This is a genomic window from Paenibacillus sp. E222, assembly GCF_013401555.1.
Taxonomy (GTDB): domain Bacteria; phylum Bacillota; class Bacilli; order Paenibacillales; family Paenibacillaceae; genus Paenibacillus.
The window spans coordinates 7,334,515-7,354,907 of the sequence record NZ_CP058552.1; the positions used below are offsets into that span (position 1 = coordinate 7,334,515).

Here is a 20,393-nt window from a genome sequence, read left to right on the forward strand (position 1 = left end):
GTTTACATCACCTCCCTTGAACTGCCGGTTCCCGTTAATGTCTTCAGACTACCGCCCAACACATCAAACGCACGGACAACCAACAACAATGCGAGACCTGGGAAAAAAGCCAACCACCACATACCTGCGGATAAATATCTCATCGACTCTGATAAAATAATTCCGATCGCTGGCTGCTGCGGTGACAACCCCAGCCCCAGAAACGTAATCGCTGCCTCATGCAGAATGGCATGAGGGAAGATTAGCAGTACTCCCACGAACAGCTGTGGAATCAGATGGGGCAGCATGTGCTGCACCGCAATACGCATTCGCGAATGACCCAATCTACGTGAAATGTGAATATACTCGGCTGATCTCAGCTGAATCATCTCTGCCCTTACAATGCGGGCCAGATTCGGCCAATGGGTCAGGGCAATCGCTAACGCCACCCCAGGCAAACCTCCACCGAACACAAAAGCCAACATTACCAGCGACACCAAGTGAGGAACACTCAGGAAGAGGTCAATGATCCATGAAATGACCCGGTCCGCAGCTTTCCCTGAAGCAGCAGCAAGACCCAGCAATAGCGCGATAAGTCCGCCGCCGCAAGCCGCGAGTAACCCCACCTGAATGCTCGTTGCCAATCCTTTCAATGTGCGCATGAACATATCTCGTCCCAGCCAATCCGTACCGAAAGGATGTGCCCAGGCTGGAGCCAGATTCCGATCCATTAATGAGGTCAGCGTCGATTCTGCGGGAAGCAGTCTGCCTGTCAGCCACACGGTGGCAATCCAGATCACTCCCAGGCCACCCCAGATCATCGCCCATTTGCGCGGATTACGGAAACGAGGATTACTGCCACCTGAATAACCTTTCCCACCATGAGTACGTGGATGGACTGACCTCCAATTCCTCTTGTTCCCCGCCTCACTTCTGGGAGAGTTAACTTTCGGATGCTGTGCAGTCTGAGCCGCAGGCCGGGAGGGACGTTCCAATGTCTGTTTCATCCTGTAGCCTCCTCCTTCATGCGCGGATCAATGATACGGTACAGAATATCGGCAATCATGTTGCCTGTAAACACAAATATCGCACTGCACAGTACAAGTCCCAGCAGCAGCGGGACATCACCGCGCAATCCCGCCTGGACCGTTGCTTGACCCAATCCGGGATAGGAAAACACTTGCTCCGCGAGCACAGCTCCACCGAACAATTCACTAAAAGATGCAAATTGCAGCGTCAAAGCTGGCAGTACCACATGCCTGAACCCATGACGACGAAACAATTGAACACCTCGCTCACCTCGTGCCCTAGCAAAAAGAATAAAATCCGAGTCCAGTACATCCACCAGCTTCTGCCGGGTATGCAAGGCAATGGCAGCTACACCAGTCAAACTCAATGTGAGCGCAGGCAGAATCATGTGTATGACCCGATCGCCCCATGACACTTGATCTGCCGCCATGCCCGCAGGTACACCAAGCCCAATGGGCAGCCAGCCAAGCCATACACCGAATACCATGAGCAGCAACAGCGCGATCCAGAATACCGGCGTGGAAGCCAGTGTGTAACAGTACCAACAGATCAGACGATCCAACCGTGAATCCCGTTTCATGGCAGCAACGACGCCCAGACCGAATCCAATCAGACCGGATAACACCCAGGCCACCGCCATAAGAGCGACAGAATTCATGAATCGTTCCTGGATGATGTCCGCAACCGGCTGTCTATAGATCATCGATGTTCCCAGATCGCCCTGGACTAGTGCCTGTCCCCAAGTAAGCAGCCGTTCTACGGGTGAATCATTGAGTCCCCAGCGTTCCTCAATAAGACTACGTTGTTCTGCGCTCACCCTGATCATATCTCCACCAATGTAAGCCTCCACCGGGTCCACTGGAGAGAACTGCATTAATATAAAAGACACCACGCTGACTCCTGCCAGCAAAGATAACAGCCGCAGCATTTTAAATCCGACAAATCTGGCCCATCCCATCCTGTCCTCCATCCAATCTCTCCCCAATTCAGGTTAAAGCTACCGCAGCGTTTCTATTTCGAATCTTCTTCCCAGGACCATTCTTCCAGGTTGGATGTCACAGGCCACCCATGACCATGTGGATGGATCTGCTGTTCACCGATGTTGAGTCCATTCTTCACCAAATACAGATGATCAATGTTCACCAGCCATGCCCATGGCGCATCGCCCTGGTAACTGAATCCTGTCGATCCATCCCACTCCGCTTTCTGCCAGAAGGGCAGTGCCTCTTCTTCCGTTGTCGCTTGGAGAGCCTGCTGCATCCAGTTGTCCACGGTTGGATTACTGTACAATCCAGTGTTGTAGTACCCTTCCCCTTTATGGGAACTACTGTAGAGGTTGTATGTCTCAAGCGGATCATGACTGCCCCACCCGAATAATACGGCATTGGTATAAGCCAGCTTTTTCGTCTCTTCCCGGCTCTTTCCCTCTACATTGACCTTGATCCCCGCTTGGGCCACCATATCCGCAGCAGCCAGTGCCAACGACTGTCTCGTTAAATCGCCTGCAAAATAAAGCAGATTGAACTCGGCCTTTGTACCGTTCTTCTCGACAATTCCGTCACCATCTGTATCCACCCAGCCCCCATCAGCCAGAATCTGCTTCGCTTCATCCGGATTCGCATCTGCAAATACAGAATCCGGATTGCTCCACGGCAGGTCGTCGCTGACCGAGTAGGCCGGACGACCATGGCCCTCCAGTACCCCTTCCACCAATGCTGTGCGATCAATCGCCACATTTACCGCTTTGCGAATGGAGATGTCGGATGTAACATCATTGCCTGCCGGCAGGCCATCACCAGACTTCACGCCTGCGGGCTGCATCGGGAACATGATGCCCCGGTTATCCACTGTTTTCACTGATTCCAGCTTCATGCCGTTCACCTGCTGCTTGCTGAACGCCGCCGGGATAGCCGCAATATCGACTGTTCCGGCTTGCGCCGCTGCAAAGGCTGCATCCTCATCCAGATAGAGGAACGTCAGTTTATGGAATGTGGACTTTTTCCCGTAATATTGTTCGTTAGCCTCGACGATCGCCTGCTGACCCTTATCCCATTGCACCAGCTTGTATGGACCAGACCCAACCGGATGCTCGGCATAATCAGGACCATAGGCGTGCTCGGGCACAATTCCGAGTGTCGTCAGAAGACTGATAAACGTGGACTGCGGCGACTTTAATGTAAAAACGACAGTGGTTGTATCCGGGGCTTCCACATCAGCCATATTGGTCAAATCGATGACCGAACCGCTCTTGGCAGCCGTTTCAAATGTAAACCTGACATCTTCGGCCGTCAGTGGCTCACCATCGGAGAACTTTACATCATCCCGGAGTGTGACGGTCCAAGTCAGCCCATCTTCACTGACGGAATGCTCTGTCGCCAGATCATTGACCAGTTGAAGTTTGGCATCCCTTTTTAACAAAGTGCTCTGAAAGAGCGGTGAACCGTACTGTCCCCAACCCGTAGTGGGATCAAATCCGCCCTCCGGTTCCGTGCCAACAGCCAGCACCAATTCGTCTTTGGGGAGAGAAGTCGCCGCCTGATGAACGCTCTCTATTGTTGAGGATGTCCCCTGTGTACATCCCGATAGCCCAACTGTGCATATAAGTAAAATGCCTAATCCCGCTCTAACTGATCGTTTCCCCCATGAAAATCCGTGCATTACGCTGTTCCCCCTTCAATTTTTACGATTCAACCCATTACGTGTTACTTTTTTTGAAAATTGTAGCACAAAATAGTTTTATTGTGTCAACAAACTTAACTTCGAAATCCATTTATTTTCATTTACAGGGAATTTAAACGAGATTAACAGGGAGGTCCGTAGATGGTACAGCGTTTCAAGTTAGGTATTATAACAAAACAAAAAGAACAACAGATTATCGGTAATGGACCAATAATCTGTTGTTCTACATACGTGCTATGGACAAAGTCGGCTAATGCCAATGAATCGGTTATTGAAATTTTGAAAGTTAATCCGTTGAAGAATCAGGAGAATGGTGAGGATGGTGATGACTTTGTTGATTTTGGCTGTGATCATGATTGTGCGGACTGTGGTGGCTTGCCATTTTGTTGAGCTCATCCACATACGTTACGGACAGCTCTGCATACAGTACTCCTTTTTGAACCTGGATCTGCTGATGCAGATGACGCAATCGTCCTAGGTTGCCCCGTACCGCAATGACCTCCAGACACTGATCATGGTTCAGGTGCACATGCATATTGGAGATGATGTCATGGTGTGCCTCGTGCTGCAGCTCCATTAACCGAATAGGAAGATCACTGATATGGTGGTCATACACCATCACAATGGTTCCAGCTACATCCTGCTCGGAATGCAATGCAGAAGGCTCCAGCAATGTTTTACGGACCAAATCACGGAAAGCTTCTGAACGATTCTTATACCCCTGCTCTTCGATATAGCTGTCAAACTGTTCAATCAGAGGCGTGGGAAATGCCACACCGAACCGGGTCAAATCTTCTTTGTCTGCCATTCATATCCTCCTGCCGCCTCGTTTGCTTCGAGTGTACCACAGTCCTGTCTTCTCATCGACTATACTGTTGTTTCTTGGTAGTGGCAAAAAGGATAATGTAGCTCGCATTTATTTAGGTATCTTGGTCAGTTCCTGTCTGACTTTGGCATAGGTAGCACTTACCTTCTGTTCCAGTGTATAGATATGTTGTTTGGAGCCTGCCCATTTCTCCGCTGCTGCGGATAAGGAGTTCAACGAGCTTAATACGCGTGATGACTGGCCTAGTTTTGCACTCTGTTTGAACTGCTGCAACGCGTTTGAATATCGCTCTTTCGATAGGCTCGCCTGTTTTTTGCCCGTTTGAATCTGCTTCTTCACGGGATCAGCTCCAGCCAGTAAAGTACGCAACCGTTTCACTTCTGTGCTCTTTCGTTTGCGGGCTTCGGCAAGCTCCTTTTTCTTGAAACGAATGTCTTGTCGAGCAAGCTGAACAACTGGTTTTAACGTATCCGCTTGGGTGCGAATAGCCGCACTCCATTCCTTGTTTTTGATCGCTTTGGCGGCATCGAGCTGCCTATTCACTGAACTGTACAAGGCAAACAAAGACTCATACCGGGCCTCGGTTTGTTTTACCTTTTCGGTTAGACCAGCGATCTTTGCATCATCGATTTGCCTTATACCCACACGTAATTGTTCCAGCTCCTTGGTATTGGCGGCATGAATGGTCTTTATCTTTTGTTCCCAAGCTTGTTCCTGAGTCGTCCAGTTGCCTACGTTCTCGTACGCTCGTTGCAGGGACAACTTGGTCTGCGAATCGGCCTTGCTAAGCACGGTCTCCCACGCCTTCTGGGCTGTTACGCCAAACTCAGGACCCGCCGCTTCAGCAGCGGAGGAATAATACATCACACTCATACTGAATATGATGATGAGTCCCAGGCTCATACGGGTCCATACGTTAGCGCGAAGGTTAGGGCGCGCCCCGCATCGGTTGCTCAGGTTGCTCATGAAACTATGATTCTTCATGCTCCTCATAAGGGATTGATTCATAATCTTTTGGTTGTTATCATTCCCCTCATTTATGCCGTGTTCCCTGATTTGTGTTGCACACGAACAAAGACCCACCTGATGATTTTCCTTTTCTTCCAAAATTCCAGTTTGCATTCTCTTCTACCCCCTCAATGTGAATTGATAATTAGAACCTGCTGGATGTGTCTGTGCGGTGACTCGATTACGATCCCTGATATACAAACTGGCAAAAAACAAAAAAAGCACCCGCAAGTCAGGCGTATTGCCTGCTCTTACGGGTGCTTCCCTCATAAGCCGTTCCATATGGGATTCGCCGAAATGGTCATCATCTCGAATCGAACCATTACCTTTTCCTAATATATTCCATACTTGTATTCTGGTCAAGTCAGATAGAGAAACCAGCATATCAACCGGGAGAACCCTTCCCGCTTGCAGATTACTTTACCGTCCAGCCAGGATGGCTTTCATTTCTTCTGTCAGGTCTTCTTCTTTCAGGATCATGTAAATGTTCTCCCCCTGGGTAACATTCAACTTGATCTGATAGATGGTATCTTTCTCTGTTTGATAACCGGACCTTTGACGTTGAAGCAATTCGCTGATAATTTTTTTATTTTTGGTAGCGATCTGTTTGTTGCCACTTAAATTCCCGTCCACATATTCTGACTGAGGGTACACCATCTGAGGATTTCCGGGACTGTTAATCTCTTGCATCACAAACTGCGCGGAAGCCACCTCATCTACTGAAAATTCCAGTTGTTCGTATAATTTGTTTTCTTTCAGCCAATTCAATACCCGATCATAGCTTGGTTTGATCTCAAAATTCCACATCTCCTTAGGCTGAAAAGGATCATTCGATGAAGAATCCTGATTCATTTCCGCAAATGCAAAAGACTGCCACGGGGAACGTTGCTCCTCGTAAGTCTGGTCCATAATGTCCTGCTTCAGCAATTCCTTGAACTCACGAACTTGCTGCGGATTACTGATATATACCTTCAGATAAGGACTAATGGTTGAGCGAATTCCAATACTCAGCGCGTCCTCTTCCAGCTTATACGTATCGTATGCAACTCTTTTGTAGTCCTGGGTCTGTTTCAAAGTCATTAATTCCTGACGGAACTCCGCTTCGGGAATGTAGTATTTACGTTTCATCACCTTGCCGTTATCCAGCTTGTAATTAATAAACACATACTCGTCATTACGCATACCTGGATTGATGGGATCATCCAGCAAAGACAGATCAGAATCCACGATCTTCTGATGAAGAGCAATAACAGCTTTCATATATTCAGAATCACTTGAATAGAAAGGACCATCATCCATTTTCGATGAGACACCGTTAATATAAGTGTATCTCTCTCCACCTAGCTTGATACTGTTAACCTTGTTCAACTCAGGCACTCGTGCAGCATATCCATTCCAGCTGGCAACAGGCACGTACAAAATCAGTCCGGCGACGATAGCATATAAAACCATCTTGGGCAGCAGCTTGCTGCTCCAAATCAACCACGTCTTGCGAATAATCATCTCGGCTACAATATAACCGACAACTCCACCGAGGATATATCCGAAGATTCCCCACCCCGATGATCCTCTTGGAGCAATAATGGTGAAGTAGGCTCCGCTAATTAAAACCAGCGTAAACATTAAACCAAATCGGAATATGGGTTTAACAAGTGTAAATGTCACCGCTTGGGTAGCAGATTCCACCTGTCTCTTCGCATAGAATACGTAAGATAACAGAATGAACAACACTGTCAATATGAAATAAATAATGAGTTCCCAACCGATCACAGGAGCTCCACTAATCGAACCCATGCGAAGAACTAAAGATATTTTTTCTGCATTTCGCCCAACATCATCGTACGGATATCCAAGCAGGTAATGTTGAAGATGCAAGGAAAAAATGAACCATACAACAACAGGCAACAGTAGGAGTGCGTATACGGTGAGTCCCTGTAATACAGACTGTCCAATGCACATGCCTACCACCACGGTCAGCATGAACATAAACAGCGAGTAAATGCTCATACTGAGGCCCCACATCCAGATTGAACTACCACCGAAAGTAAAAGCTGGATGATCCAGTACTGCCCATACCCAACCGGTTATTGCTGCGGTAATCCAGACCGGAACCAAAGTCACGACGAACCCCGTCAACAAATTAACGGTTAACAGATGCTTGCGGCGCAGCGGCAAACTGTGGAACAGATCCGAAGGTGCACCAGATTGCATATAACGGAATAAAAATATACCCGCAGCTACCGGGAACGTAATGGCAAACAGAATTTGCACTTCCCCATTCGCCTGGAACAAGCTGGTAATCTGCTGTGGTACTTCCCGGTACTCTGTACCGATATAGAGCGGCAGCGAAAACAACAACGTGAGCAGATACAAAATGCCAATCCATCCATGCTGCCTGAAATTTTGGAACAGGATGCCCCGGTTACAGAACAATCGGTTGAATATCATATCCTGCATCCTCCATTTCATAGATAAATATTTCTTCCAGCGTCAGCGGCAGCACATCCAGCAGATAGGGATCAAGTGCACGGAAGCGTTCCGTTACAGCCTCGCGATTGCCTTTCACAATAAACAGGGATACACTGCCACGCTTCTCTTCATGCAGAATATTCACCTGTTCCTCCATAGCCTTGGCATGATCCGGATGACGGAATGCGACCTGTATTTTATGCGTATCAGCCTTCAGATCATCCAGATCTTTCTCTACGATAATCCGGCCTTTGTGCATGATGGCAACATGGTCGCACAGGTCTTCAATTTCGCGCAAATTGTGAGACGAGATCAGAATCGTCACCTGACGCTCCGCTGCTTCCTGGAACAGCAGATTCTTGATCTGCTGCCGCATGACCGGATCAAGCCCATCGATTGGCTCATCCATGAGCAGCACTTCAGGCATGCAGCTAAGTCCAAGCCATACGGCTGCCTGACGGCGCATACCTTTGGACATGCGATGCAGTTTACGTTTCACGTCCAGTTTAAATACACTGCCAAGCTGTACAAAACGCTCCTCATTCCAGCGCGGATATACCGAACGATAGAAGGCAGCCATCTGATGGATGGACGATTGCGGGAAAAAGTATGGTGCATCTGCCATAAAAATGGTGCGTCCCTTGAGGTCCATATTTTCATATATTTCTTGTCCATCCATACGAACCGTGCCGCTATCCTGACGATAGATGCCTGCCAGTATTTTGAGCAGCGATGTTTTGCCTGCCCCGTTGGAACCGAGCAAACCGTAGATCGATCCCTTATGTACTTGCATCGTGACGCCATCAACGGCTTTTTCCTGTTCAAATGCCTTAATGACCTGATTCAGCTCAATCATGTGGCTCCCCCTTCTCTATACGGGCCATCGCTTCCTCAAATAAAAGCGTCATATCGGCTTTGCTCAAACCGGAATATGAAGCTTCCGCAATCAGCTTCACCAGAGCGGCTCTGATTTCATCTCTCATGGCTGCATTCGGATGTTCCACGGACGATGATACGAAGCTCCCTTTTCCCTGCAATGAATAGATATAACCTTCACGCTCAAGTTCCCGGTACGCCTTCTGAATCGTATTCGGATTAACCGTGAGCTGCCCGGAAAGTGTGCGAACGGAAGGCAGCTGCTCATCGGGTTGGAGAACACCGTACACGATCATTTCTTTGATTTTGTCCACTAGTTGCTCATAGATCGCCTTACGGCTGCGTACATCCAATTCGAACATCCCGCACCTCCTCTCTATAAAAGTTGTAATACCCTATTGATGAACGATGACTGTATTTTGAAGTGTATGTATCCAACCCTAAGGTGTATTAACTGTACTACTATTATTAATACAGTTAATACAGATTGTCAACCATTTACTTTGACTTCTTATATAATTCGCGTTAGGTTTATATATATGATCAAAGTGACATATTAACGAGCTGAAATAGATCACTCCGCTAGATAAAAGGCGTAATTTTGGGGTTCAGTTTGGTTCGGGCGGGTCTCTCCTGGTGGTAAAATCACTTTTCGGGCTAAATACGTTCAAAGCTTGTTCTGATCTTTCACCTTCCGTTATGATGGAGAAGAACGTTGTACTTGCATACTGGTTCTCTTGCTCGCTTCGCTCGTTGCTTGTACAGTTGTCACTCCGTCTGGCCTATGCGTACATATTTTATAGATGGCTTTATAAAAACCTCATGAGGGAGAATTCGGAATGAACGAACAGAAACAGAATGATTCTATAGATCGTAATCGCCCAGAAACTACAAGCGTGTCAAATCGCTTTGAAACAAACGCGACAGCAGCAGCATCGACAAAGCGTGTATTAATCGTAACCGCCGTTGATGCGGAAAAAGAGGCTGTACTGCGCGGCCTGGGTGACAAAGCAGCGGAACGCTTTGATGTTATTGCTGCGGGCGTAGGCCCTGCCTCGGCCGCAGCAGGAACCGCTGCCGCGCTGGCCTTTGCCTCAGCAGCGGCTGGCGCAAGTGCGCTGGCGCAAGGCTCCGCCGCGCCAAGCCAAACTGATGCGGCACAGGCATCTGCCGCATCCTCAAGGCCGGGGCCCCTTGCCGGGACCGGACTGACCCCAGCGTACACGCTGGTGGTCAGTGCCGGCATCGGCGGCGGGTTCCCCGGCCGGGCGGACGTCGGCTCCCTCGTGGTGGCCGACGCCATGGTTGCCGCCGATCTGGGCTCGCAGACGCCAGACGGCTTCCTCAGCGTGGACGAGCTCGGCTTCGGCTCGTCCCGTGTGGCGGCGGACGCGGTGCTTGCCGCGCGCCTGCGCCATGAGCTGCAGCGGGCAGGGCTCGCTGTCAGCGGAGGCACGGCGGTCACCGTATCCACGGCGACCGGAACTGCCGAGACGGCCGCGGAGCTGCTGCGCCGCGTGCCAGATGCCGCCGCCGAAGGCATGGAAGGCTTCGGCGTGGCAACGGCAGCCCAGCAGTTCGGCTTGCCAGCACTCGAACTGCGGGCCATATCCAACGCGGTCGGCCCACGCGACCGCGACGCCTGGCGCATCAAGGATGCCCTGGATGCGCTCCAGGCTGCAAGTTCCATTTTACGGGAGGTACTTACATCATGAAAATTGCATTTTCCCCTTGTCCCAACGATACATTTATCTTTCACGCCTGGGTGCATGGACTGATTCCTGGTGCACCTGAGCTTGATGTCCGTTATGCGGACATTGATATTACCAACGGCCTTGCCGCAAATCCGGATGGACCAGATACACCTGAAGTCATGAAAATATCCTATGCAGCACTGCCTTATGTGCTGAATGATTATGCGCTTTTGCCTGCGGGCGGCGCACTTGGCAGAGGATGTGGTCCACTGGTTCTGACCGCTAACGGCACAACCGATCCGGCCTATCTCTCGGGACGCCGAGTTGCCGTGCCGAGTGAACGTTCAACAGCCTACCTGCTATTCCGTCTCTGGGCAGCACAAAATGTTCCCGGCGGTGTAGGCGAGATTGTCGTTATGCCATTCGACCAGATTATGCCTGCTGTCCGGGATGGCAAGATCGATGCCGGCCTGGTTATCCATGAAGCACGCTTCACGTACCAGAATTATGATCTCAAACTGATGACAGATCTCGGTAACTGGTGGGAAAGCGACACAGGTCTGCCAATCCCGCTGGGTGCAATCATCGCCCGTCGCAACCTGGATGCTCACGCCCTTGCAGGTTGGGCACGTGCCTCGGTGGAATACGCATGGGCGCATCCGGATGAGTCCAAAGCATACGTCATGGAACATGCACAAGAGATGGACCCTGATGTAACTGCACAGCATATCGGCCTGTACGTTAACGAGTTCAGCGCCAACCTGGGCGATGATGGTTACGGTGCAATTACAGCATTGCTTGGACGAGCGATGAAAGAAGGACTTGTTCCCGAGTTCAATCTGGATTTGTTGCGGATCTAATTCGCAAGGGCATCAATCCAAACAATCAATGAAGCTAGGCTGTGCCAATCTCTCTTTCTATTTTCTGCTGGGTACAGTCTCATTGCTAATATCTCGTGTCCGAGGCGCTAACGAATCGGTAACACCTTATTAAGCAGAATTGAGCGGAACGGCAATACTTACGAACCTCAGTCACGTTATTCCGTTAAATCTCAGCGAATAGATAGAAAAAACAGAAAGAACGGCGAAATAACGCTTCTGTGATTCGTTAGATTCCAGTATCCGTGGAATTCCGCATATTAACGTGACTCAAGTTCGTTAGATAATACAAAGGGCTGTCCTATAAAGTCATATTCATGACAATAGGACAGCCCTCTTTAATTTATTTCAATAACAAACCGAACCTATATACACTGATAATCCAAACCTCGGCACATTGATCCCACCACGCGTATAAGACCTAACCACTCAGCGGATCTAACCACTCATCCATTCAATGTAATCTCAAACGTTCTTCTTACAACGATCCAAACTTTATTACACCCCCACTACCGTACGAATCATAACCCGCAGAGCATCCAGCATCATGGGGATGGGCAGTGACGGCACCGAAGGCTGATGCACAGCCATCTCTGTTGAAGCTGGAAAATGTACAAATCCGGCACGAATCGGAAGCTGCTTCAACCGGATATAATCCAGCACCCGATACATCGTATTGTTACAAATATACGTGCCTGCCGTATTGGACACCGCAGCCGGGATGCCTGCTGCCCCCATGTTATTCACCATTGCACGAATGGGCAATGTGGAGAACAGACCGTCTGGGCTTCCCTCCACGATGAGCTCGTCCACGGGAAGCTGGCCTTGGTTGTCCGCATAGGAACCTGGAGGAATATCTTTGACATTAACAGCAATCCGTTCAGGTGTAATGGCCGTCCTGCCTTTGGCCAAACCACAGGCGATGACGACATCCGGTTGATAGGATTCCATCTCTGCGATCAGCAGATCCGCACATTCATCGAAGTGCACAGGCAGCAGGACTGTTTTCAATTCCGCTCCCTCTATCACTTCCTGCACAAGTGCCTCCATCAGCTCTCCCGTCGGATTGATCGCATCCCAGCCAAAAGGTTCAAATCCGGAGATCAGAATTTTCAGCATCGCTTTTCCTCTCCTGTCTATTTCTCGGATTTGTAACGCAAGCCCCACTGCCCGCGGATCGTGTCCATCAACTTCATAATTTCCAGGGATTCGTCCAATTGGATCGTTCTGCTCTCCGTACGTCCTTCCAGAATGCAGCGCCCTGCTTCCTCTGCTTCAAACGCATATCCAATGCACGTCCGGTCATCGGTAAATGTCTCCGGTTCGTCCTGGCCGTTCACGTGCAGATAAGCTTCTTTGCCTGCCAAGAAAAGTGGTAAACGAATATACCCTTCTGTGCCATATATGACCGCTTCGTTACTCAAGTTAAGACGAATGGCCCCATTCAGCGATGCAGAACGACCTTCGGAATAAGACAACAGTACGGAGAACTGTTCGTCCACACCCGTCTGTCCAATATTCGCCGTACTCCACACATGCTGAGGCTGCTCGCCAAAAATCATGGACGCGAAGGAGATCGGATATACCCCTGCATCAAGCAAAGCCCCACCACCCAGATCCGGGTTAAGCAACCTGCCTTCCGGCTCCCAGCCTACGCGGAAACCAAAGTCGGCTTTGACCAAACGCACCTCGCCGATTCTGCCTTCCGCAATCCATGCTCTGGCTTGGGTAATCGGTGGCAGAAAGCGTGTCCACATGCCTTCCATAAGAAAAAGCTTGCGCTCACGCGCCTCCTCGACCAGCTGCTCCAGCTGACGGGCATTCATCGTAAACGGTTTCTCACAAAGTACTGCCTTGCCCGCTTCCAAACAAGCAAGCACATTTTCCTTATGTAACGGATGCGGTGTTGCCACATAAATAATATCCACTTCAGGGTCCAGCAGCATCTCATCGTATGAACCGTAAGCGCGTGCAAAACCATAATCAGCTGCAAACTTCTCTGCGCTTTCAGATGTTCGTGAACCCACCGCCGCTTTTACGGCGTTCCCGGCATGCTCCAGGTCTCGTGCGAACTGGGATGCAATCCATCCCGTACCCATAATGCCCCAATTCACCTTGTCCCGTCCAACAACTTTCGTCATCGTAAAGCCTCCCCTGATATCAACATATTTTAAAAAGATCACGATCTCGATTAGGCCAACACGGAGTCTTCTTTATTTTACCAAAAAGAACCGCTTGCGTCAGACCCGTTTCATCTTTCACATTCCATGATGTCATTTCATTGATCTAATTGAGATCCACTCTCATTTCAATTTTTCTGTATTTTTGCTAAGATGATTGCAGATCACGGATGAAAGGACGACCCGACTTTGTCCACACTGTTAACCATTGATAAACTAGTGAAACGTATCGGTTTAACCGAGCAGCATATTTTATTTGAACATGTGAACGCAATCGTGGATCAGGGAGAACGCATTGCCATACTTGGTGCATCCGGCCAAGGAAAAAGCACATTGCTCCGCATTCTCGCCCTGCTGGATATTCCTGATGAAGGAGACCTGATCTGGAAAGGAATTTCTTATCGGGATTCGGACCCTCGTATCTGGCGCATGCGCATGACTTATGTCGCACAGCAGGCTGTCATGCTGGCAGGCAGTGTGGAAGATAACCTGAAAACCGTGCACCTGCTTCACAGGCAGCCATACGATCAGGACCTCGCCCGCCTCCTGCTTGCAGGAATGGGATTGGAGAATCTTGATATTCATAAGCGGGCCATCGACCTCTCCGGTGGGGAGAAACAACGCATAGCCCTAATCCGTTCCATGATGCTGCGTCCTGAGGTCCTGCTGCTGGATGAAGTGACTGCTTCCCTGGATCGGACCAACGCACGCCTGGTGGAGGAACAATTGACCCGCTGGAGCCAGCAGGAAGGCACTTCGCTCGTCTGGGTTACCCATGATCAGGAACAGGCACAATCATTCAGTACAACCACCTGGTTTATGGGCAATCAGACACTGCTGGAGCGCCAGCCAACAGCTCATTTTTTTGACAACCCGGCTACGGACCTGGCCAGACAATTCATTATGCATCCTGCCCCCGCGGCAGAATAAGGAGAAATCATGTCACTCATCGCTCTGAGTTTTACCATTATATTCGTGATGGTCACCATGCTCATCTCTGTCTGGCAGAAGCTTGATCTGGAAAAAGATATCGCTATAGGCACCGTTCGTTCCGCTGTACAGCTGTTGCTTGTCGGATATATACTTCAATTTATTTTTAACTCGGATCACCCCGCTCTTATCGTTGCCATTGTCGGATTCATGATTATCGTAGCCTCCCTTAATGCTGGCAAACGCGGCAAAGGACTTCGCTGGATTTCCTTGTATATTGCGGCTGCAATTACGGTCACGGAGCTGCTCATGATGGGGCTGTTGTTAGGACTGGGTATTGTAGAGCCTACCCCCCAATACATTATTCCGTTGAGCGGGATGACCATCGGTAATGCCATGGTAGTGTCCGGGCTGTTCCTGAATCAGATGAAACGCGAGGTCGAGTCCTCCAAAGGAGAGATTGAATCCCTGCTTGCACTGGGCGCAACGCCAAGACGTGCTTTTCAGGACGTATTGAAACGTTCCGTAAAATCCAGCATGATCCCCACGATTGATGGCATGAAAACGGTAGGACTTGTACAGCTTCCTGGTATGATGACAGGCATGATTATTGCGGGTGCCGATCCGGTTGAGGCCGTGCGTTACCAGATTCTGATCGTGTTTGCTTTTACCAGCTCAGCCGCCATTACCAGCATTCTGCTCAGCCTGATGACGTACCGGCAGTGGTTCACATCGGATATGCGTCTGCGCTCGCTATGATATATCCACCTTGCGAGGAAAGGAGGTCACACCATGTTAACCCATCCAATCACCAATAATAACGGCAGCACCTCCCATACATTGACCCAGCCGGATCACCCGAAACGCTCTGATGAATCCATGTCCCGAACGGAAATGGATGCTTTTCTGAACGATGCGCTGCTCGAACTGCGTCAGGCAGAGCTGGTTACCGTGAATACGCATTGGCAATGGAGTCAAACGGAGCTTCCACACCATACTTTGGTCTACATGCACAAATTCACGGGCAAGCTGGTAGCGAACGGTATCGAATCCCTTGTCACTCGTAAGTCCGCCTTCTTGTCTACACCGGGAAACTTTCTTGAGCTTATCTCTGATACGGACCAAGAGATTGAATTGTATATCATTCATTTCGATCTGTTTCGGGTGGCTGAGAAAACGAAAGAACGGCGAATATATGAGCGAGAGCTTGGTTCCCCTGTAACAGGATGGATTCAGGGCCCTTACTATGGGATACAGCGAATTGCCGCACAATTAACAACTGAAGCTTCACAGACCAGCCTGAAAGTGCAGCTGCTTCTGACTGATCTGCTTCATATGCTCTGGCCGCAGGAAGGTCAGGTGCATGCGGAAGCACAGGACGAGCCTGAACAATGGCTCAGATCCACCTTGCAGTACATGCGGGAAAACTATATGAACGAAATCAAGCTGGAGAAGCTGGCCGAACTGGCAGGTATGCATCCATCGTATTATTCACAGCTGTTCAAGAGCCGGATGCAGAAAAATCCTATCGAATATATCACTCATTTACGAATGAATCGGGCCAAGGAATGGCTCATGACTTCAGATCTGCGTATTCGTGATGTGGCCCGCCAGGTAGGCTATCGGGACGAATTCTATTTCAGCCGCCGCTTCAGAAATCATGCCGGTTATGCGCCAACTTCCTATGCCAAGCAGGTACATCGAAATATCGTCTCACTCTCCTATCCATACACCGATCACCTGATGACGCTTGGCATCACACCCTGTGCAGCTCAAATCCAGGGCCATCTGCCCCATGTTCCCAAATCGTTGACGCTGCCGTTCCATGCCTATGAACCATGGGAACAGGGACGCCAGGCATTCCTGGATGTGAATCCCGATTTGATTCTGACCAAGGACAACGCAGCCGTTAAAGCGATGGAACATATCGGAGATGTCGCTCCAATCATCACCATCCCTTGGAATCAGACAGATATGTTTGGTCATTTGCAGAAAATTGCCTCTATTGTTGATCGTACTCAAGCGGCTAAGGAGTGGCTGGATCGGCATGAGCGCAAGGCGGAGCGGGCTCGCAAAAAGATCAGGGAGACAGCGGGTCAGGTCACCGTCGCGATCTGTACCTTAACTGCAAAAGGACCGCGTATGTACAGCAATCGTAACTTCGGACATGTATTTTACCGCAGCCTGCAACTGGCCGCTCCTGATCGAATTCAGAAGGAACTAACGGGCAAACCTGCCGGAGTGGGATTCAACTGGATGTCTTTCACGCCTGGAGAATGGGATGGATTGGAAGCGGATGTGCTGCTAATTGCGGTTACGTCCATGCACGAACGTACCACTCTGTTACAGCAGATTACTGCTGATCCATTGTGGAAAAACTATCCCGCGGTAAAGGCTGGGCGCGTACATGTCATAGACTGGAATTCATGGGTCGTATACGCTCCGCATTCCATCAACATCCAGCTCGATGAAGCGCTCTCTATGTTGACGAACCATGCAGCATTTCTGTAATCTAAAAAATGTCCATCTCTATAATCTTAATTTATGCCATGTACGGGCCTGAATTAAGATTTTATAATGTTCACTAATTGATAATGATAATCAATAACAACAGCAATGCGTTGTTGGTACCAAAGGAGTGACCCGCATTCAACATCCGGGACTATCACAACGTCCGTCTAAACCAAGAAAATCCGCAGTCACGGTTGGCCTCATGTTTTTGGCGGCCATTGCCGCACTGCTGCTTAGTATGTTTGTCGCCATTTCTCTTGGTGCCAAAGGGCTCACACTGGAGACCGTATGGACTGCCATATTTCAGTACAACCCGGCTTTAACGCCGCATCAGATTATTCACGAGCTACGGCTGCCACGAGTCATTGCTGCTGCAGTGATTGGTGCCGCCTTTGCTGTGGCCGGAGCGCTCATGCAGGGAATCACACGCAATCCGCTGGCAGACACCGGCATTCTGGGGATCAATGCAGGCGCTACCTTTGTCGTGGCTCTAAGCTTCGCCTTCTGGCCGGGATTGCCTTATGGCTGGATTATGTTCCTGTCATTTGCAGGGGCTGTGCTTGGCACGCTGCTCATTTTCCTGCTGGGTATGGCGGCCCCCGGAGGTCTGACCTCCATCAGGCTTACTGTTGCGGGGGCCGTTATTGCAGCCATGCTGAGTTCGCTCAGCACCGGTGTCGCCATCTATTTTGACTTGAGCCAGGATTTGGCCTTCTGGTATGCGGGTGGGTTCGGGGGAATTGAATGGCGGCATCTGAAGCTGATTCTGCCTGTTCTGCTCGTTACTCTGGTACTCACTTTGCCTATGGCCCGTCGGATATCTCTCATGTCGCTAGGAGAAGAAGTTGCGATTAATCTCGGAATCAACCTCCGCTGGACCAGGCTGTTTGCCTTGACGGCGGTTGTTGTGCTGGCTGGCGTATCCGTTTCCGCTGTAGGCTCGATCGGCTTTGTTGGACTGGTCATTCCACATATTTCCCGCAAATTGGTTGGCGTGGATTATCGACTCATCATTCCGATGTCCTCCCTGCTCGGAGCCGTCCTGCTCGTGCTCGCCGATCTGGGATCACGCATTGTGAACCCGCCTCAGGAACTGGCAGTAGGCATTATGGTCGCCTTTGTCGGTGTACCCTTCTTCCTCTATCTGGCCCGTAAAGAAAGGAGGGCCCTATAGCGATGAACAACAATACACCCTCACGGGGCAAACGTTCCATAGCGGTCAGCGTTGCGCTGCTCTGCATCGCCTGTGCCGTTATCGTGATCAGCCTCAACTCGGGAACAATTCGCCTGTCACCAATAGCCGTGCTTCACACCCTGCTTGGTTATGGCACGCCGGATGATCAGATTGTATTGTTCGACTATCGACTGCCACGCATTCTGGTTACTGTACTCGCCGGAGCGGGACTCGGTGTGGCTGGTGCGGCACTGCAAGGCATTACACGCAATCCATTGGCCGATCCGGGCATCCTCGGCTTGCATGCAGGAGCGGCTTTTGGATTGATGGTATTCGTAAGCTTCTCCCATTCCATGAATGGCTCAGTTGCCTTGCTGATTCCGTTGTTTGCTTTTGCAGGGAGTGTCGCCGCGGCGTTGATTATTATGCTGCTATCCTATGACCGACATAACGGAGTATCCCCCATTAAGCTTATTCTGGTGGGCATTGCCGTAGCAGCCGGTTTCCATGCCCTGACGCTCTATCTGTCCCTGCGTTTGGATGAAGACACCTATTCCTTCGCCGCCCGCTGGCTGGCAGGCAGCGTCTGGGGCAGAGACTGGGTTCATGTTCAGGCGCTGCTTCCATGGATTGTGCTGTGCATCTCGTACATATGGAGCCGCTCCAAAACGCTGGATGCCTTCAATCTGGGAGATGCTGCCGCGACCAGTATTGGTACACCCGTCAGATCCCAACGTGTTATTTTGCTATTGTGCACGGTAGCATTATCTGCCGTCAGTGTGTCCATGGCTGGCGGGATCGGATTCATTGGTCTGGCGGCGCCGCATCTGGCCCGCAGACTGGTTGGCCCGATGCATCGCCATCTGATCCCAGCCGCCGGACTCATCGGCATGGTGATCCTGGTTGCAGCCGATACAGTCGGGCGAACGATCTTTCAGCCCAATTCCATTCCGGCAGGCGTCGTGGTCGCGGCGATCGGCGCACCTTACTTTTTATACCTGCTGGTACGAACCAAGTAATGGCTTTATCGGAACAATCCGAATGAATAATTTTACCGGTACACCCAACATAAAAACGACATCCATGAGATGTTCAAGGAGATTGAGATTACCCATGTTAAAGAAAAACCTTATGCTCTTCATGAGCATCTGTCTGGTGCTTGTACTCGCAGCCTGCGGGAACGCCAATAATTCATCCTCTGCGTCGGAAGGTTCTACGAAGGACACTTCGAACGCTGCACAGGACACCCATTCCGCTTCTGGAGAACAACGCATCGCATCCATGTCGATCCATCTGACCAATGACCTGCTGTCTCTCGGCATTACCCCGGTTGGTTCGGTGATCGGCGGGGAAGCCAAAGCCTTCCTGTCCCATGTTGCTGACCGTCTTCAAAATACAACGCCGCTTGGTCCCGTTAAGGACCCGGACATGGAAGCCTTACTTGCCCTGAAACCGGATGTCATCTATCTCGACGAAGAATTCTCCGGTGATGATATTGCCAAATTCGAGAAAATTGCCCCTGTACACGTCTTCAATCTGGATGATGGCACTTGGCGCGACCACCTGAAGGACATTGGTAAACTGGTCAACCGCGAGAAAGAAGCCGAACAATACATTCAGGATTATGCAACTGAAACGGAAGAAGTGAAATCCCTGATCCACGATACAATCGGTGACGGCACTGTAATGGCGATCCGTGTTACTGCCAAAGAACTGCGTGTATTCAGTACACGCCGTCCAATGGGCCCGATTTTGTACGAAGATCTGGGGTTAACTCCAGCTAAAGGCATTAAGGATTTCGACTCGTCCAAACCGTATCAAGTTATTTCCCGTGAAGTGCTGCCGGACTTTGATGCCGATGCGATCTTCGTAGTTGTGAACTCGGATGATGAAGCTCAGAGCATGTTCAAAGAACTGCAAAACAATCCGATCTGGCAAGGACTGAAGGCTGTCAAAGCAGGTCATGTCTACCCGATCGGTGCTCAACCTTGGCTGGACTATTCTTCAATCGGCAATAAAATGGCCATGGATGAAGCCAAAGAAATGTTTTCTAAGAAATAAAATGTTCCTTATGCACAACATATAAAAAAACACCAAAAAACCTCTCTTTGTAGATCGAAACAGAGTCAGCGAACATGCTCTCTTCATCCACTCAAAGCA

General features: G+C 50.0%; 18 protein-coding genes. 8 read left to right on the top strand and 10 right to left on the bottom strand.

The window, feature by feature from the left end; all coding sequences use genetic code 11:
- Positions 1 to 2: 2 nt before the first annotated feature.
- From HW560_RS32735 to HW560_RS32770, 8 genes are all read right to left on the bottom strand, one after another.
- Entirely contained in the window at positions 3 to 986 is a 984-nt protein-coding gene (locus HW560_RS32735) for an ABC transporter permease (protein WP_257031552.1), read from the bottom strand.
- Complete coding sequence (locus HW560_RS32740; protein WP_179265631.1) at positions 983 to 1,978, bottom strand: ABC transporter permease; 996 nt, start codon at positions 1,976 to 1,978, stop codon at positions 983 to 985. The genes HW560_RS32735 and HW560_RS32740 overlap by 4 nt, the downstream gene beginning before the upstream one ends.
- 41 nt (positions 1,979 to 2,019) lie before the next feature.
- Positions 2,020 to 3,666, bottom strand: a complete 1,647-nt coding sequence (locus HW560_RS32745) for an ABC transporter substrate-binding protein (RefSeq protein ID WP_179265632.1) — start codon at positions 3,664 to 3,666, stop codon at positions 2,020 to 2,022.
- 307 nt (positions 3,667 to 3,973) lie between these two features.
- On the bottom strand, positions 3,974 to 4,495 hold the full coding sequence (nikR, locus tag HW560_RS32750; protein ID WP_256221914.1) for a nickel-responsive transcriptional regulator NikR: 522 nt from the start codon (positions 4,493 to 4,495) through the stop codon (positions 3,974 to 3,976).
- Positions 4,496 to 4,603: 108 nt separating this feature from the next.
- A complete protein-coding gene (locus HW560_RS32755; RefSeq protein ID WP_179265633.1) occupies positions 4,604 to 5,497 on the bottom strand; it encodes a hypothetical protein in 894 nt (297 codons plus the stop codon).
- Between the two features lie 444 nt (positions 5,498 to 5,941).
- Entirely contained in the window at positions 5,942 to 7,969 is a 2,028-nt protein-coding gene (locus HW560_RS32760; protein ID WP_179265634.1) for a hypothetical protein, read from the bottom strand.
- Positions 7,944 to 8,846, bottom strand: coding sequence for an ABC transporter ATP-binding protein (locus HW560_RS32765; protein WP_090893939.1), 903 nt, complete (start codon positions 8,844 to 8,846; stop codon positions 7,944 to 7,946). Before HW560_RS32765 ends, HW560_RS32760 begins: the two co-directional genes overlap by 26 nt.
- A complete protein-coding gene (locus HW560_RS32770) occupies positions 8,839 to 9,228 on the bottom strand; it encodes a GntR family transcriptional regulator (RefSeq protein WP_053783970.1) in 390 nt (129 codons plus the stop codon). The genes HW560_RS32765 and HW560_RS32770 overlap by 8 nt, the downstream gene beginning before the upstream one ends.
- A gap of 477 nt (positions 9,229 to 9,705) precedes the next feature.
- Here HW560_RS32770 and HW560_RS32775 point away from each other — a divergent pair, with 477 nt between their 5' ends.
- Together HW560_RS32775 and HW560_RS32780 are read left to right on the top strand one after the other, a co-directional pair.
- Entirely contained in the window at positions 9,706 to 10,581 is an 876-nt protein-coding gene (locus HW560_RS32775) for a futalosine hydrolase (protein ID WP_179265635.1), read from the top strand.
- The gene (locus tag HW560_RS32780) at positions 10,578 to 11,420 is read left to right on the top strand and encodes a 1,4-dihydroxy-6-naphtoate synthase (protein WP_179265636.1); all 843 of its coding nucleotides are present in this window, start codon (positions 10,578 to 10,580) and stop codon (positions 11,418 to 11,420) included. Before HW560_RS32775 ends, HW560_RS32780 begins: the two co-directional genes overlap by 4 nt.
- Positions 11,421 to 11,936: 516 nt before the next feature.
- Here the strand turns inward: HW560_RS32780 and HW560_RS32785 are convergent.
- Both HW560_RS32785 and HW560_RS32790 read right to left on the bottom strand, forming a co-directional pair.
- Complete coding sequence (locus HW560_RS32785) at positions 11,937 to 12,557, bottom strand: pyroglutamyl-peptidase I (RefSeq protein ID WP_179265637.1); 621 nt, start codon at positions 12,555 to 12,557, stop codon at positions 11,937 to 11,939.
- Between the two features lie 17 nt (positions 12,558 to 12,574).
- Positions 12,575 to 13,579 carry a Gfo/Idh/MocA family protein gene (locus HW560_RS32790; RefSeq protein ID WP_179265638.1) on the bottom strand — a complete coding sequence of 335 codons (1,005 nt, stop codon included), beginning with the start codon at positions 13,577 to 13,579 and terminating at the stop codon, positions 12,575 to 12,577.
- A 228-nt stretch (positions 13,580 to 13,807) separates the two neighbouring features.
- Here HW560_RS32790 and HW560_RS32795 point away from each other — a divergent pair, with 228 nt between their 5' ends.
- The 6 genes from HW560_RS32795 (at position 13,808) to HW560_RS32820 (ending at position 20,294) form a co-directional block, all read left to right on the top strand.
- Positions 13,808 to 14,548 carry an ABC transporter ATP-binding protein gene (locus HW560_RS32795; protein ID WP_090893933.1) on the top strand — a complete coding sequence of 247 codons (741 nt, stop codon included), beginning with the start codon at positions 13,808 to 13,810 and terminating at the stop codon, positions 14,546 to 14,548.
- A 9-nt stretch (positions 14,549 to 14,557) separates the two neighbouring features.
- Positions 14,558 to 15,307, top strand: coding sequence for an ABC transporter permease (fetB, locus tag HW560_RS32800; RefSeq protein WP_090893931.1), 750 nt, complete (start codon positions 14,558 to 14,560; stop codon positions 15,305 to 15,307).
- Between the two features lie 33 nt (positions 15,308 to 15,340).
- Positions 15,341 to 17,059, top strand: a complete 1,719-nt coding sequence (locus HW560_RS32805; RefSeq protein ID WP_179265639.1) for a helix-turn-helix domain-containing protein — start codon at positions 15,341 to 15,343, stop codon at positions 17,057 to 17,059.
- A gap of 202 nt (positions 17,060 to 17,261) precedes the next feature.
- Positions 17,262 to 18,233: a FecCD family ABC transporter permease gene (locus HW560_RS32810; RefSeq protein ID WP_177185776.1), complete on the top strand. Its 972-nt coding sequence runs from the start codon at positions 17,262 to 17,264 to the stop codon at positions 18,231 to 18,233.
- A gap of 2 nt (positions 18,234 to 18,235) precedes the next feature.
- Complete coding sequence (locus HW560_RS32815) at positions 18,236 to 19,252, top strand: FecCD family ABC transporter permease (protein ID WP_179265640.1); 1,017 nt, start codon at positions 18,236 to 18,238, stop codon at positions 19,250 to 19,252.
- A gap of 94 nt (positions 19,253 to 19,346) precedes the next feature.
- Positions 19,347 to 20,294: an iron-hydroxamate ABC transporter substrate-binding protein gene (locus HW560_RS32820; protein ID WP_179265641.1), complete on the top strand. Its 948-nt coding sequence runs from the start codon at positions 19,347 to 19,349 to the stop codon at positions 20,292 to 20,294.
- Positions 20,295 to 20,393: the final 99 nt, after the last annotated feature.

What these genes read in the sequence shown, in the direction of transcription:
- HW560_RS32755 (WP_179265633.1), bottom strand. Translation starts at nt 5,497, where the DNA reads ATGAAGAATCATAGTTTCATGAGCAACCTGAGCAACCGATGCGGGGCG.
- HW560_RS32735 (WP_257031552.1), bottom strand. Translation starts at nt 986, where the DNA reads ATGAAACAGACATTGGAACGTCCCTCCCGGCCTGCGGCTCAGACTGCA.
- HW560_RS32740 (WP_179265631.1), bottom strand. Translation starts at nt 1,978, where the DNA reads ATGGAGGACAGGATGGGATGGGCCAGATTTGTCGGATTTAAAATGCTG.
- nikR (WP_256221914.1), bottom strand. Translation starts at nt 4,495, where the DNA reads ATGGCAGACAAAGAAGATTTGACCCGGTTCGGTGTGGCATTTCCCACG.
- HW560_RS32790 (WP_179265638.1), bottom strand. Translation starts at nt 13,579, where the DNA reads ATGACGAAAGTTGTTGGACGGGACAAGGTGAATTGGGGCATTATGGGT.
- HW560_RS32760 (WP_179265634.1), bottom strand. Translation starts at nt 7,969, where the DNA reads ATGATATTCAACCGATTGTTCTGTAACCGGGGCATCCTGTTCCAAAAT.
- HW560_RS32785 (WP_179265637.1), bottom strand. Translation starts at nt 12,557, where the DNA reads ATGCTGAAAATTCTGATCTCCGGATTTGAACCTTTTGGCTGGGATGCG.
- fetB (WP_090893931.1), top strand. Translation starts at nt 14,558, where the DNA reads ATGTCACTCATCGCTCTGAGTTTTACCATTATATTCGTGATGGTCACC.
- HW560_RS32805 (WP_179265639.1), top strand. Translation starts at nt 15,341, where the DNA reads ATGTTAACCCATCCAATCACCAATAATAACGGCAGCACCTCCCATACA.
- HW560_RS32745 (WP_179265632.1), bottom strand. Translation starts at nt 3,666, where the DNA reads ATGCACGGATTTTCATGGGGGAAACGATCAGTTAGAGCGGGATTAGGC.
- HW560_RS32775 (WP_179265635.1), top strand. Translation starts at nt 9,706, where the DNA reads ATGAACGAACAGAAACAGAATGATTCTATAGATCGTAATCGCCCAGAA.
- HW560_RS32810 (WP_177185776.1), top strand. Translation starts at nt 17,262, where the DNA reads ATGTTTTTGGCGGCCATTGCCGCACTGCTGCTTAGTATGTTTGTCGCC.
- HW560_RS32820 (WP_179265641.1), top strand. Translation starts at nt 19,347, where the DNA reads ATGTTAAAGAAAAACCTTATGCTCTTCATGAGCATCTGTCTGGTGCTT.
- HW560_RS32780 (WP_179265636.1), top strand. Translation starts at nt 10,578, where the DNA reads ATGAAAATTGCATTTTCCCCTTGTCCCAACGATACATTTATCTTTCAC.
- HW560_RS32815 (WP_179265640.1), top strand. Translation starts at nt 18,236, where the DNA reads ATGAACAACAATACACCCTCACGGGGCAAACGTTCCATAGCGGTCAGC.
- HW560_RS32770 (WP_053783970.1), bottom strand. Translation starts at nt 9,228, where the DNA reads ATGTTCGAATTGGATGTACGCAGCCGTAAGGCGATCTATGAGCAACTA.
- HW560_RS32765 (WP_090893939.1), bottom strand. Translation starts at nt 8,846, where the DNA reads ATGATTGAGCTGAATCAGGTCATTAAGGCATTTGAACAGGAAAAAGCC.